We start from the raw sequence: 13,803 nt of genomic DNA, 5'->3' as shown, positions 1-13,803 counted from the left end.
CGACCGTTCCGGCATGATAGGGCAACGGTGCGGTAACGAAGTCCTCTGTTGTGACGACTACATAGGCCGTATGGTCGGGCGTGGTGTCCAGGGCATCCCCCGGCGCGTGGGGCATGCAGAGTGAATCTCGAGACGAAGCGAAGGTGCGAAAATTGATACGTCGACAGACCCGGCGCGGCGGCCTGCGGGCTGCGGCCGCGATCGCGGCAACCGCGGTGCTCGCGGGAGTGATGACCGGTCTCGGCGCGTCCAGCGCGACAGCTGACCCGATCATCGATTCCAAGACCCTGCTGGGCAACCCGGTCGCCCCGGACGGTTCGCGTATCACCAAAGCCGAGTACAAGGACGAGCGCAGCATCCGGTTGTACGTGTACTCGGCGGCGATGGACGAGAAGGTCATCATCGACGTCCAGCGCCCGGCCGACGCGTCCGTGCCGCGTCCCACGCTGTACCTGCTCAACGGGGCGGGCGGCGGCGAGGACGACGCCTCGTGGCAGGCGAAGACCGACGCGCTGGAGTTCTTGTCGGACAAGAACGTGAACGTGATCCAGCCGATCGGCGGCAAGTGGAGCTACTACACCGACTGGATCAAGGACGACCCGGTACTGGGCCGCAACAAGTGGAAGACCTTCTTCACCGAGGAGCTGCCCCCGCTCATCGACGGCGCGCTGGGCACCAACGGCGTGAACGCCATCGCGGGCCTGTCCACCTCGGGCACCACCGTGCTGGCGCTGCCGATCGCCAAGCCGGGCCTGTACAAGGCCGCCGCGGCCTACAGCGGCTGTGCGCAGACCAGTGACCCGGTCGGCTCCCAGTTCGTGAAGCTGACGGTCGAGACCTGGGGCGGCGGCAATACCGACAACATGTGGGGTCCGGAGGGCTCGCCGGACTGGGTGGCCAACGACCCGTACGTGAACGCCGAGGGGCTGCGCGGCCTCGACCTCTATATCTCCACCGGCAACGGCCTGCCCGGCCAGTACGACACGCTCAACGGCCCGTACACCCTTCCCGGCCCCTACGGCCTGGCCAATCAGATCGTCATCGGTGGAGTGATCGAGGCGGGCACCAACTACTGCACGAACAACCTCAAGAACAAACTGGAGCAGCTGGGAATCCCGGCCACCTACAACTTCCGCAACACGGGCACCCACTCGTGGGGCTACTGGCGTGACGAATTCCAGGTGTCGTGGCCCGTGCTGGCGAAGGGCCTCGGTCTCTGATCGCCGCGTAGCCGGTGCATACGGCCGGGATATCCGGCTGACCTCCATCGACCGCCTGGTTGCGAACCGCGCAACCAGGCGGTCGGTCTTTCACGCGTCACCCGGTGCGTGTGATCAGACCCAGTTCTCGATCCAGTACTTCCAGATCCGCGGCGCGTACGCCTCCAGCGGCGGGACCCTGATGTCGGTGCCGGCCAGGGCCGCGCTGGTGTGCCTGCAATCGAACCAGCAGGCGAATTCGCTGTGCTCCAGAACGTCCAGCGGTACGCCGACCCGGGGCAGCAGCCAGTTGGCGCCGGGGACGCGCAACATCATGTCCAGGGTGCGCTTGGGCACCACCTCGACCAGGTGGGGCGCGCCCGCCTCGTCGGCGAACAGGTTGAGCGCGTCGACCGCGCTCTGCCTGCGCGGATCCACCAGGTGGTAGGTGATCTTGTCCGAACCGGGGCGGTGCGCGATGTGGTCGAGGGCACGGGCGACGAAATCGACCGGGACCATGTTGGTCTCGCCCAGCTTGGGCACCAGGACCGGCAGCAGCCTGGGCAGTTGCGCGCCCATGCGCAGCAGGCGGAAGAAGTAGTACGGGCCGTCGATCCGATCGATCTCACCTGTCCTGGAATGCCCGATCACGATGGACGGCCGGTAGATCCGCCAGCGCAGCGACGATTCCCGGACGATCCGCTCGGCCTCGAACTTCACCCGTTGCACCGGGGTGGCCAGTGTCTGGCCGTGATCGAACATGTCCTCGGTGAACAGGCCCTCGCTGGACCCGGCCACCTCCACCGTCGAGACGTGGTGCAGCAGATCGACACCCAATTCCTCGGCGACATCGACCAAGTGCCTGGTCCCACCGCCGCGTTCGGTGAGGTCGTAGCCGGCGGCCAAGTGGAAGACGTGCTCGATCTCGCCGCGGTGCCGGGTCAGCCAGCTCGGGTCGATGCCCAGCCCCGGGGCGCCCAGATCGCCGCGTACCGGACGGACGCGGTCGCCGCCCGCCCATTCCTGCGCGCAGCAGGCGAACCGGTCGGCCGAGGCGTCGCCCGGCCGCACCAGGACGTGGATGGCACCCTCGCGTTTCAGGAGCTCGGGGATGAGGAACCGACCGATGAACCCAGTTGCCCCGGTAACCAGGTAAGTCATAGCCGATGAACATAGTCGCCTGCCGGTCGGTACGTTCCGGCGGGCTGATCAGTCGGCGAAGACGGCCTTGCGCTTGGTGAGCATGGCGGTGGCGCCCTCGATGAAATCAGGGGAGCGCAGCAGCTCGGTCTGCCCCGCCTTCTCGGCGGCCAATGCGGCGTCGAGGGAGGTCAGCGTGGCCTGGTTCAGCGCCCGCTTGGTGAGTTCCAGCGCGCGGCGCGGCCCGGTCGCGATCTTCTCGACGCCGGCCTCGACCGCGGCATCGAGTTCGTCGCCGGGCACGACCGCGGTGAACAGGCCCGCTGCCGCGGCTTCGCGGGCGGGCAGTCGCTCGCCCAGCAGTGCCATCCGAGCCGCCAGGGGCCGGCCCGCCGCCGCGGCGACCAGCGCGGCCGCCCCGCCGTCGGGCATCAAGCCGATGTTGATGAACGCCAGCAGCAGGTAGGAGTCCTCGCTCGCGTACACCAGATCGGCGGCCAAGGCGATGCCGACGCCGACGCCAGCCGCGGCGCCCCGGATCCGGACGATCACCGGGACCGGCGCGTCGACGATGGCGCGCACCAGCCGATTGGCCGCGTCCATGACCATGTCCGAGGTGATGCCGCGGCGCGCCTCGTCCGCACTCGACGACAGATCGGCCCCGGTGCAGAAATCACTGCCTTCGCCGGCCAGCACGATCGCCCGCACCGCGCGGTTCTCGGCGGCCGCGAGGAAGGTATCCCCGAGGGCGACCATGGTGTCGTAGTCGATCGCGTTCTTCCGCTTGGGGTTGGTGATCGTGACCCGGAGCACCTTGCCGTCCTGGACCGCCGTGAACCGGGTCGCGGGGGCGGCCGGGGCCACGGAATCGTTGGTGCTCATGTTCGCTCCTAAGCTGCAATTCGGCGGACGGCGGGCTGTGAATGATGGTTAACTTTGCGAATTGTGGTTAACTTAGGTTCCATTGTCGGGCGCTGTCAACCAGCGCGGCCGGAGAACGGAGAGGTGCATGGTCGCGGATCGCAGCGAGGTCGGCCTCGCTCCCGCGCGGCCCGAACCGGGCAAGCGGGCGGGTGCGCCGTCGGTGCGACGCCGTCCGAAGGACCGCAAGGTCCAGATCATCCGGGCGGCCGCGCGCGCGTTCAGCGAACGCGGGTACTACCCGGTCGGGGTGGACGAGATCGCCGCCGAGGTGGGCATCTCCGGCCCCGCCCTCTACCGGCATTTCACGAACAAGTACGCGCTGCTGGTCGCGGCCGCCGAGGAGGGCGCGCGGCACCTGCTGACCGTCGCCGAGGCCGCTGACGACACCCGGCTCGACCCCGGGCAGCGCTTGGACGCGCTCATCCGCGCGATCAGCGAGCACACCGTGGAGATCCGCCGCGAGGCCGGGCTCTACCGCTGGGAACGGCGATATCTCGAGCGCGACGACCGGGTTCGGATCAGGAAGATCTACGACGACCTGAACAACACCCTCGCCGCGCCGATCGCACTGCTGCGACCCGACGCGCCACCCGCCGACGTGGCGATGCTCGCCGCGGGCGTGCTCAGCGCGATCGCCAGCATCGCGGCGCACCGCACCGCGCTGTCGAGCGCCCGGCTGCTTCCGCTGCTGCACGAGATGGCCTGGGCCATCCTGCGCACCGAGCTGCCCCCCGCGCCGGACGAACCCGACCCCGGCCCGCCCCTGCGCGGCATTCCGGTGACCTCGAAGCGGGAACAGTTGCTCACCGAGGCCATCCGGATCTTCGGCAGGCAGGGCTACCACGAGGCGAGCATCGAGGAGATCGGCGCCGCCGTCGGCATCAACGCCTCCAGCGTGTACCGGTACTTCGCGAGCAAAGCCGACCTGCTCGCCGCGGCCTTCTACCGCACCGGGGACCGGCTGGCCATCGCGATCACCGAGGCGTTGGCCGAGGCGGCCAGCCGGGAGGACGCCGCGCGCCGCGTGGCCGACCGCTACGCGAGATTGAGTTTCGCCATGCCGGAGATCATGCCGGTCTATTACGCCGAGTTCAGCAACCTGCCGCAGGCCGAGCAGCACAAATTGCGCGCCATTCAACGGCAGAACGTGCTGGAGTGGGCCAACCTGCTCGACGGGGACCCGGTGGAGGCGCGCTTCCGGGTGCACGCCGCCATCAGCCAGGTGATCGATGTGGGCAGGTTGATCCGATTCGATTCCCGGCCACCGCAAGTGGCCCGGGTCACCGCCCTCATGGACGCGGTGCTGCTCGATTGAGCCTCGCGCCGGTCAGGGGCGGCGGCCGTGCCGGATCCGGAAGATCGTCCTGGCCACGCGGAGGTGGCGCGGGTGCCGATCGAACGTGGAGAGGTTCACCGGCGCCTGGTACCGCTTGCGCGTGATGGCCAAAGTCCTGCTGAACTCGCGCAGCCCCTGGTCGCCGTGGCTGTGGCCCTGGCCGTATTCGCCCACACCGCCGAAGGGCAGCGCGGGAATGCCCGCGTAGGCGGTCGAGGAGTTGATCGTCACCACGCCGACTCGCAGTTGTTCGGCGAACGCCTCGATCTCGTGCACGTCCCTGGTGAACACCGATACCGCGACGTCGGTGCCGACCGCGTTGATCCGCTCGGCGGCTTCGTCCATGCTCGCCACCTTGTTCACGATGAGCACCGGGCCGATGCCCTCACCGGTGATCGCGATGCTCTCCTCCGGCACCTCGGCCAGCACGATCGGCTCGATGTAGGGCTCGCGGATCGAGTCCAGCCCGCCGACCACCGCGCGGCCGCCGCGGGCCACCGCGTCGCGTACCTGCCTGCGCACCACGTCGACCTGCGACTCCATGATCATCGGCCCGTAGGACGCCTTCCGGTCGGCGCCCGGCCGCAGCCTGCGGGCCTGCTCCACGACCAGGTCGAGAAAGCGGTCGTACACCGACTGGGCGACGTACGCGCGCTGGATGCCGGTGGCGTTCTGTCCGGCGTTGGCCATCGCGCCGAACACGGCGGCCTCGGCGGCGTCGTCCAGCTTGGCGTCGACGTGCACGACCATGCTGCCCTTGCCGCTGCGCTCCACGACGACCGGCGTCATGGTCTGCGCGCACACCGAGATCACCTCGCGCGCGCCCGCCTCGGAACCGGCGTAAGCGATCTTGTCGACCTTCGCCCGGCACAGCGCGGTTCCGGTGGTCTGGTCTCCCGTGACCACCTGCAACACCGGTTGGTTCGGCGCGAGCCGGGCCCAGCTGTCGGCCAGCCACACTCCGACGCCGGTGGTCAGCTCGTGCGGCTTGAACACCACGGCGTTGCCCGCTGCCATCGCGTACGCGATCGAGCCCATCGGGGTGAACACCGGGTTGTTCCACGGCCCGAGCACTCCGACGACCCCCAGCGGCAGGTAGCCGACCGAGGCGCGCTGATTGCGGCTGAGCCAGTTGGAACCGATGCGCCGTCGGTCCAGCGCGCGGCCGGCGTTGCGCGCGGCCCAGTCCAGGTCCTCCACCGCGAGCATCACCTCGATCGCGGCGTCCGCTTGCGGTTTCCCGGTCTCCTCGCACAGCAGGGAGACCAATTCGCCCGAGCGCCGGGCGATCTCGCGTTTCCAGTCCAGCAACCACCGTTTACGGCTGCTGAATCCCAGCTCCGCCCACCATTTTTCGGCGGAGCGGGCCGCGCGGACCGCGCGATCGAGTTCGCCGGCGCTCATCACGGCGTAGTTGCCGACGACCTCGCCGGTGCGCGGATCGTAGGACGTCAGCACGTTCGTTCGGCCCGTTCCTCCCGGACGCGCCGCCAACCGTGGCTGCGCGGACTCGGCCATGATCACCTCTCGCAGTGTCGGAAACGGCGTGCGGACCGCTGAGCGGAGCGCAGCCGCGGACGAGTGAGTGTGGTCCCCCGCGAAGCAGACTATGGTCTGGCGCAGTGGGCCGACAAGGCTCGGTCGCCCGCTCCCGCCCGTGCCGGATCGCGCTCACCAGCGTCGATCCCTTGCTCGGCGCATGGACCGCGGGAAATGTGAGTAAGGACACACAGGGTGCATGCCGGTGCGCCTACCGTGCGCGAAGCGAAAGCCGGTTCGATCGGGCCGGTAACATCACGCCGAGCGCGACGGATCACCAATCCGAGCGTGCGCTGCGCTCGGGCGACCTGGTCGCCGTACCGGCCGATAGTGGAGAGTTGATGCCGAGTTCCAATCAAGCAGATTCGCATGCGGGTGAGCCAGCGGTCCGGGTAGCGGACGTCCGCAAGTCGTTCGGCGACGTGCATGCACTGCGGGGCGTCAGCTTCGTCGCCGACCGCGCCTCCGTCCTCGGCATCCTCGGGCCCAACGGCGCGGGCAAGACAACGATGGTGAAGGTCCTCTCCACCCTGCTGCGCCCCGATTCCGGCACCGCCGTCGTCGCGGGCCACGACGTGGTGCAGGACCCGGCGGGCGTGCGCCGATCGATCATGATGACCGGTCAGTACGCGGCGCTGGACGAAAACCTCTCCGGCCGCGAGAACCTGGAGCTGTTCGGCAGGCTGATGGGCTTGGCGAAGTCCGCGGCACGCAAGCGCGCCGACACGCTGCTGGAGGAATTCGATCTGGTCAGCGCGGGCCGCCGCGCCGTGCGCCACTACTCGGGTGGCATGCGCCGCCGCGTCGACATCGCCTGCGGCCTGGTGGTGCGTCCCGAGGTGGTGTTCCTCGACGAGCCGACCACCGGTCTGGACCCGCGTAGTCGCCAGGGCGTCTGGGATCTGGTGACCGCGCTCAAGACGCAGGGCATCACGGTGCTGCTCACCACGCAGTACCTGGAGGAAGCCGACGTGCTCAGCGACAACATCATCGTGATCGACAAGGGCACGGTGATCGCCGAGGGCACCGCGGACGAGCTCAAGGAGAAGACCGGCGGCAGCTACTGCGAGGTCGTTCCGCTGGATCCGAAGAAACTGCGCACCGCCGCGTACGCGCTCGGCGACCTGGTGCCGTCCGCGGTGTTGGCCGACATGAACGGCGGCGACCGGCTTTCCATCCCGGCGCCGGAGGGCGCCGCCACGCTGACCGAGGCACTGCGCAGGCTCGACAGCGCCGGTGTCGACCTGGCCGACATCGCGCTGCGCCGCCCCTCGCTGGACGACGTGTTCCTGTCCATCACCGGCCACTCGGGCGGGCACGCGTGACCGCTGCGACCGCCCCGGAGCACACCCACGCCGAGGCGACGCTGTTCGCCGAGCTGCCCGTGGCACGGTTGTCGTCGTTCGCGCAGTGGCGCGCGCTGACCGGCCGCATCATCCGCACCATGGCGACCAAGGGCGAGCTGATCGTTGCGATGGTCACGCCGCTGGTCTTCACGCTCGGCTTCTACCTGCCGCTGCGCTACGTGATGAAGTTCCAGGGCATCGACTACGCCCAGTACGTCATGCCGATCATCGTGTTGCAGACCATGGCCTTCACGATGATGTCGAACGCGCAGCTGGCCGCGTTCGAGGCGCTGACCGGCCTGAGCACCCGCTTGCAGACGATGCCGATCGGGGCGCTGGTGCCGTTCACCTCACGCATCTGCGCCGGGCTGGTCCGCTCGATCACCTCCCTCGCCGCGGCGGTGGCGTTCGGCCACCTGATCGGCTTCCGCTTCGTCGCGGGCTTCGGTCAAGCCGTGCTGTTCTGCCTGTTCTCCCTCGCCGTCGGCACGGTGCTCGCGATCGGCGCCGACGCGCTCGGCAGCCTGACCAAGAGCCCGGAGTCGCTGAGTCAGGCGCTGACGCTGCCGACACTGATCTTCGGCATGCTCTCCTGCGGGTTCGTGCCCGAACGCAGCTTCCCGGAATGGATTCGTCCGTTCGTGCGCAACCAGCCGATATCGCAGTTCTCCTTCGCCCTGCGCGACATGACGGCCGACGGCGTGACCTGGCAAGTGCTGTGGGTGCCGCTGCTGTGGTTGATCGGGCTGTCGGTGGTGTTCATCCCGGTGGCGATCTGGGCGAGTGTGAGGCGGTCATGAGTTCGGTGGAATCAACCGTGGAGCGCACCTCCCCGCGGGCGGACGAAGAGCGGGCGCGCGCGAGCGAACCCCTCCCGGTCGTCCGGGCGAGGCCGGAAGGTTCGCTGGTCACCTGGGCGGTGCAGAGCCTGATCCAGTGCAAGAGGCTGCTGCTGATCTGGGCGCGGGATCCGGCGACGACCATCCAGACGCTGGTGTATCCGGCGCTGACCTTGTTGATGTTCTACATCGTCCTGAACAACTCGGTCTCCGGTGCCACCGGTATGCCCGCCGTGTACGGCACCGTCCCGCTGTTGACGTTGGTCGCCGCGATGTCCGGTGCGGTGGTGAGCGCGCTCGGCTTCAAGACCGAGAAGATGACCGGACTGCTGGGCCGGTTCTGGACCATGCCGGTGCATCGCGCGGCCGGGTTCACCGGTCGGCTGCTCGCGGAGGCGGTCCGTGTCCTGGTGACCACGTTGTTCGTCGTGGCGGTGGGGCTGCTGCTCGGATTCCGGTTCGGTCAGGGCCCGCTCGCGGCGCTGGCGTTGATCGGCATCCCGGTCCTGTTCGGCGTCGCGTTCGCCGTGCTGGTCACCGCGCTGGCCACCGTCTCCGAGGGCGTGATGCTGGTGAACATCATCGGCATCGTCAACACCCTGCTGATGTTCTTCAACTCCGGTTTCGTTCCGGTCTTCGCCTATCCGGTCTGGTTGCAGGACGTGGTGGCGAATCAGCCGATGAGCTGCGCGATCGATGCGATGCGCGGATTGTCCTACGGCGGTCCGGTGGCCGAGCCGCTGATCAAGACGCTCGCCTGGACGATCGGCATGATCGTGGTCTGCGCCTACCCCGCGGTCAGGGGATACCGGCGGGCCGCGGAGACCGGCCCCTAGCCACCGCGCCGTCGCGGCCAGGGCCGTCCGCAGGCCCTGGTCACCGGACCTGGCGTCCGGCCGATTCGCGCGATGGCGCGAAGTCGTAGTCCAGCCAGCGGTCCCGGTTGGTCCAGCCGACCAAGTCGTAGCGCCACCGGAACGGCCAGGTGTGCGCCACGGTATTCCACAGCACGGCGCCCAGGGCGGTGTAGTCGTCGTGCGCGGACAGCAGGGCGCGCTGGCCGCGGGGTGAGGCACTGAAGAACGCGTCGAACATGGCGATGGACTGCGCGGTGGTGAGCCTGCCGAGTCCGTAGAGGCCGCGCATCCGCATCCAATACACCAGGCGCGCCCGCGGCGGCCACAAGTCGGCGACCGGGTCGCGGCCCTGCCGCAGCGCGGTGAGCGCGGTGTCGACCAGCGCCAGCGAGTCGGCGACGCTGTACCCCGTGCACGGGTGCATCATGCCGCCGCGCGAACCGAACGGGATCGCGCGCGCCGTACCCTTTCGGGGCGGCGGCTGGTCGAGTGGATAGTGCGCCGCCTCGCTCGACTCGTCGCCGGTGAGCCGGATGCCGTGCGCGGCGAGGCGGTGGAGGGTGCGCTTGCGCAGTTCGTGCTGCGGCATGCCGCCCCGCAGGCCCAGGCTGGTCTCTTCGAAGATCACCGTGCCGTCGCCGAGGGGCACCGCGTAGAGGAACGACGGCGGCTCGTCCGGGCCTGCGCCGTTCTCCGGTCGCCAGTCAAGTAGCAAGCCCGAGCCTTCGACGATCATCGGCGCCGCCGTCTCGGCGTCGACGAAGATGCCGTGCGCGCTCGCCGCCCTGCGGCGTCCGAGTGACGGCAGCCCGCGGGTGTCGAACACCGCCGCCGCCCGGTGCACCGTGCCGTCGGTGAGTTCGACTTCTCGCGCGTCCACCCGGACGGCGCGGCCCGCTACGACGGTGGCGTCGTCGAGCGGCAGGGCCGCGCGCAGGCCGGGTTTGGACAGCACACAGTAGGGCCGGTCGATCCGGTGTTCGGTTTTCGTCCAGACCGTGGGCATCGGGATGGTGGTCGCGATGGCGGTGGACGGCAGCCACTGCGGCAGCTCGTCCACCCAGCAGGAGAACGTGGGCGGCCACAGCCGGTCGGGGCGCGGGTCGATCGCGGTCACCGACAGCCCGGCGCGCATCGCGCGGTGAGCGAGCGCCCGACCGGTGGGGCCGAGCCCGACCACGCACACATCGACTTCCCGGCCCGCGCTGACACCCATAGAGGCATTCAATCCGCTCCGCCGATGTACGCGCAACTATTCGCAGCGTGCGAGCCCAAGGAATTCGGGTCTCGCGAAATCGAAATCAGACGAAACACGATACGGCGAGAATTCCGTTTTCGCGCGTGCCCCCAGAATCAGTGGCCCAGCAACTTCAGTCGTGAAATGGGTTGGGCCGCACCATAGCCTGAGCTCGGAACGCGAGGCGTTCCGGGATTCGGGATAAGGGGAGTCATGAGAGGAAGCCACCTCCGCCGGCTGGTGCTGTCGGCGGCGATCGTTGCCGCCACCGCATCGGCGGTCGTGTCGGTGCGGGCACATGCGGCGCCCACGGAGTCTTCCATCGTCTCCGTGCGGGAGCACGACGCGCGCAACGTGACCTTGACGGTGCGTTCCGCCGCCATGGATCTCGATATTCCGGTCGAAGTGCAGCGCGCCGCGGATACCAGCGTGCCGCGTCCGGTGCTGTATCTGCTGCTCGGCGCGGCCGGTGGCATCGACGGCTCGACGTGGGCCACGAAGACCGACGCGATGCAGTTCCTCGCGGACAAGAACGTCCACGCGGTCACGCCGATCGGCGGGATGTTCAGTTACTACGCGGACTGGCAGAAGGACGATCCCAGACTCGGGCGCCAGAAGTGGAAGACCTTTCTGAGCAGCGAACTGCCGCCGCTGATCGACACCTATCTCGGTACCAGCGGGCGCAATGGCGTCGCGGGTTTCTCCATGTCGGCGACGACGACGCTCGCGCTCGCCGCGACCACCGGCGACCTGTTCTCCAGTGTCGCCGCCTACAGCGGTTGCGCGCAGACCAGTGATCCGATCGGCCGCGAGTTCGTCCGGCTCACCGTCGAGGAATGGGGTCTGGCCGAACTCGACAACATGTGGGGGCCCGCGGACGACCCGCAGTGGAAGGCCAACGACCCGTACGTGCACGCGGAGGGTCTGCGTGGGAAGTCCGTCTACATCGCCAGTGGGAATGGCCTCCCCGGCGTCTACGACCAGTACGGCGGCAAATACTCCCTGAACGGCCCGTGGGGTTTCGCGAATCAACTCGTGGTGGGCGGGGTCATCGAAGCGGCCACCAATTATTGCTCACACAACATGAAAGCCCGGTTGGACAGCCTCGGCATCCCCGCGCGATACAACTTCCGGCCCGAAGGAACCCATTCGTGGGGTTATTGGGAGGACGCGCTGAAGGACTCGTGGCCGACACTCGCCGCTCCATTGGGAATCTGATCGGTCAGGAATTCGAGATGCCTGTTGTCTTCCGTGCCGCGCGAGTCGCGGGCCTGCTGATGGCCGCGGCCTGTGCGGCGCTCTTGCACACGCCCGGCGCGACCGCCGCCCCACCGACTCCGGCGCTCGACGGCGCCAACGACTGGTCCTGCCGTCCCACCCGGGCACGACCGGAACCGGTTGTGCTGGTCCACGGTTCGGGTACCGATATCGGCCGCAGCTTCTCCGTGCTCGCCCCCGCCGTGCGCGCCGAGGGCCATTGCGTGTTCGCCGCGAATCTCGGTGCCGCGCCGGGCGTCATCGACGCGGTGAGCGGGCAGTCCGGGTCCAGTTCGATCGGTATCGGCCCGATCGGCGCCGCCCTGGCGGGGCGAGTGCTGTACGGGGTGGCCGACATCGAGCGGATGGCGGGCGAACTCGCCGAAGTGGTGCGGTCCGTGCGGGAAACGACCGGTGCGAGCCGGGTTGCGCTGGTCGGCCACTCCACCGGCGGCACCGTGATCCGGCAGTACCTGGGGGACGGCGGCGCCGGCGCGGTGTCGCAGGTGGTGACGCTCGGCACGCCGTATCGCGGCACGACCTGGGACGGGTTGCGCGCGGGCTACCCGGACCTGGCCGCACTCGGCCTGGGCAACGCGCAGATCGCGGCCCAGGTCTTCGGAGCTCCGGGACAGCAGCAGGTGGTCGGGTCACCGCTGCTGAACCGGCTGAACGCGGGAGGCGAGACCGTGCCCGGTCCGCGGTACACGGCCATCGCCTCCCGCGCCGACCTGGTGATCACGCCGCAGGACACCGCCCTGCTCACCGCTCCGTCCGCCACCGACCGCAATTTCTGGCTCCAGGACGGATGCCCCGGCAACACCGCCGACCACAGCGGCATGCTCGAGGACCCGCGCGCCGCCGCCGCCGTTGTCTCGGCGCTCGCCGGAGATCTGCGGGCGCTGCCCTGCTGATCGCACCGCAGCCGGACAAGATCATTGGAGACGAAACGGAGAACCTCGGTGGGTCTCGGCATTACTTGTAGCGGGCTGCGCCGTGAATTCGCGGGAGTCGCCGTGGTCGATGATGTGACGTTCCAGGCCCCTGCGGGGCGAGTCACCGCCGTAGTCGGTCCGAACGGCGCGGGGAAGACGACTCTGCTGTTGATGCTCGCGGGCCAATTGCGACCTCACAAAGGGTATATCCGTGTGGGGCAGACGGATCCGGCTGTCGAACCATGGGTGGTCCGCTCCCAGGTCGGCTGGGTGCCCGACGTCTACGAGAGCAGCGAGACGTGGTCCATCGCGGAGGTGCTCCATTATTCGGCGAGCATCGCAGGACACAACGGGAGCCGATCCGCCGAACTCGTCGAGCGGGCATTGGATCTCGCGCGTTTGCGGAAATATTCCGCCGAACCCGTTCTGCATCTTTCGCGGAGTACGAAGAAGTGGTTGAGCCTGGCCAGAGCGCTCGTCTCCGCCCCCGCGGTGCTCGTGCTGGACAACCCCATGGCGGACTTGGATGACGAGGGTCGCGGCTACCTCTCCGAATTGTTGCGAGACTTCGCGAGACAGAACATGACCATTGTCGTCTCGGCCCTCGGGACGGATGGGCTCGCCGGATGCGCGCAGGAATCCGTGCACCTCGATCACGGTCGAGTCGTCGGCAGCCGTGGGCTGTGAGGCCGAGCACCGACTCCCGGGCGACCGCGACTACTTCGGGGTGACCCAGGTGGTGATATCGGCGTGCACCACCTCCAGGCCGTGCTTGTCGTAGATCGACACCGGCACCACCAGTTCGAGGCCCTCGGTGACGGTCGCGAAATCGGGAATCTCGGGCAGCTTCGCGACCGCCCGCAGACCGGTCTCGGCCTTGGCCAGGTATTGCACGTTCATCGCCTTGGGGATCCACCGATGAGTGGCGGGCACCGTCGCCTCACTCAGCATGCCCATCGCGACCTCGGCCAGATTGCACGCCGCGATGGCGTGGAAGGTGCCCAGATGGTTGTGGATGCCGAACCACTTCGGTGAAGTCACCTCGCACAACCCCGGCTCGAGCCGCACCACATTCGGCAGCACGGTGCCGAAGTACGGCACCCTGGCCACCATCCCGAGCGAAAACAGCGCATGCCCCAGCCGGTTGTCCGGCAGCTTCTTCCAGCCGCGATAGGTCACGGTCTCTTTCGTCAT

13 protein-coding genes are annotated in these 13,803 nt (G+C 68.6%); 8 read left to right on the top strand and 5 right to left on the bottom strand.

Annotated features, from left to right (window positions below; translation table 11 throughout):
• The first annotated feature begins 230 nt into the window (after nucleotides 1–230).
• On the top strand, nucleotides 231–1,220 hold the full coding sequence (locus K8O92_04480; protein UAK35430.1) for an esterase family protein: 990 nt from the start codon (nucleotides 231–233) through the stop codon (nucleotides 1,218–1,220).
• Between the two features lie 114 nt (nucleotides 1,221–1,334).
• Here K8O92_04480 and K8O92_04475 read toward each other — a convergent pair whose 3' ends face one another.
• Both K8O92_04475 and K8O92_04470 read right to left on the bottom strand, forming a co-directional pair.
• Entirely contained in the window at nucleotides 1,335–2,360 is a 1,026-nt protein-coding gene (locus K8O92_04475) for an SDR family oxidoreductase (GenBank protein ID UAK33252.1), read from the bottom strand.
• 48 nt (nucleotides 2,361–2,408) lie between these two features.
• Nucleotides 2,409–3,221: an enoyl-CoA hydratase gene (locus tag K8O92_04470; protein UAK33251.1), complete on the bottom strand. Its 813-nt coding sequence runs from the start codon at nucleotides 3,219–3,221 to the stop codon at nucleotides 2,409–2,411.
• Nucleotides 3,222–3,348: 127 nt separating this feature from the next.
• Between K8O92_04470 and K8O92_04465 the strand changes: the two genes are divergently transcribed.
• Nucleotides 3,349–4,578, top strand: coding sequence for a TetR/AcrR family transcriptional regulator (locus K8O92_04465; protein ID UAK33250.1), 1,230 nt, complete (start codon nucleotides 3,349–3,351; stop codon nucleotides 4,576–4,578).
• Nucleotides 4,579–4,590: 12 nt separating this feature from the next.
• Here the strand turns inward: K8O92_04465 and K8O92_04460 are convergent, their stop codons facing one another.
• A complete protein-coding gene (locus K8O92_04460; protein ID UAK35429.1) occupies nucleotides 4,591–6,117 on the bottom strand; it encodes an aldehyde dehydrogenase family protein in 1,527 nt (508 codons plus the stop codon).
• Between the two features lie 362 nt (nucleotides 6,118–6,479).
• Between K8O92_04460 and K8O92_04455 the strand changes: the two genes are divergently transcribed.
• Genes K8O92_04455 through K8O92_04445 form a run of 3 tightly spaced genes read left to right on the top strand, consistent with a single transcriptional unit; the run spans nucleotide 6,480 to nucleotide 9,159 of the window.
• On the top strand, nucleotides 6,480–7,463 hold the full coding sequence (locus tag K8O92_04455; protein UAK33249.1) for an ATP-binding cassette domain-containing protein: 984 nt from the start codon (nucleotides 6,480–6,482) through the stop codon (nucleotides 7,461–7,463).
• A complete protein-coding gene (locus K8O92_04450) occupies nucleotides 7,460–8,284 on the top strand; it encodes an ABC transporter permease (protein ID UAK33248.1) in 825 nt (274 codons plus the stop codon). Before K8O92_04455 ends, K8O92_04450 begins: the two co-directional genes overlap by 4 nt.
• Entirely contained in the window at nucleotides 8,281–9,159 is an 879-nt protein-coding gene (locus K8O92_04445) for an ABC transporter permease (GenBank protein ID UAK33247.1), read from the top strand. Before K8O92_04450 ends, K8O92_04445 begins: the two co-directional genes overlap by 4 nt.
• A gap of 40 nt (nucleotides 9,160–9,199) precedes the next feature.
• Here the strand turns inward: K8O92_04445 and K8O92_04440 are convergent, their stop codons facing one another.
• Nucleotides 9,200–10,396 carry a lycopene cyclase gene (locus K8O92_04440; GenBank protein UAK33246.1) on the bottom strand — a complete coding sequence of 399 codons (1,197 nt, stop codon included), beginning with the start codon at nucleotides 10,394–10,396 and terminating at the stop codon, nucleotides 9,200–9,202.
• Nucleotides 10,397–10,630: 234 nt separating this feature from the next.
• On the opposite strand from K8O92_04440, the gene K8O92_04435 reads away from it, so the two are divergent.
• The 3 genes from K8O92_04435 to K8O92_04425 are packed head-to-tail and all read left to right on the top strand — an operon-like array spanning nucleotide 10,631 to nucleotide 13,296.
• Entirely contained in the window at nucleotides 10,631–11,635 is a 1,005-nt protein-coding gene (locus K8O92_04435; GenBank protein UAK33245.1) for an esterase family protein, read from the top strand.
• A 59-nt stretch (nucleotides 11,636–11,694) separates the two neighbouring features.
• Nucleotides 11,695–12,588, top strand: coding sequence for a triacylglycerol lipase (locus tag K8O92_04430; GenBank protein UAK35428.1), 894 nt, complete (start codon nucleotides 11,695–11,697; stop codon nucleotides 12,586–12,588).
• A 48-nt stretch (nucleotides 12,589–12,636) separates the two neighbouring features.
• On the top strand, nucleotides 12,637–13,296 hold the full coding sequence (locus tag K8O92_04425; protein ID UAK33244.1) for an ABC transporter ATP-binding protein: 660 nt from the start codon (nucleotides 12,637–12,639) through the stop codon (nucleotides 13,294–13,296).
• Nucleotides 13,297–13,326: 30 nt separating this feature from the next.
• Here the strand turns inward: K8O92_04425 and K8O92_04420 are convergent, their stop codons facing one another.
• The gene (locus K8O92_04420) at nucleotides 13,327–13,803 is read right to left on the bottom strand and encodes a DUF4442 domain-containing protein (GenBank protein ID UAK33243.1); all 477 of its coding nucleotides are present in this window, start codon (nucleotides 13,801–13,803) and stop codon (nucleotides 13,327–13,329) included.

Origin of the sequence: Nocardia asteroides (assembly GCA_019930625.1) — a bacterium.
Lineage (GTDB): Bacteria > Actinomycetota > Actinomycetes > Mycobacteriales > Mycobacteriaceae > Nocardia > Nocardia sputi.
This window is presented reverse-complemented; position numbering and strand designations above follow the sequence as displayed.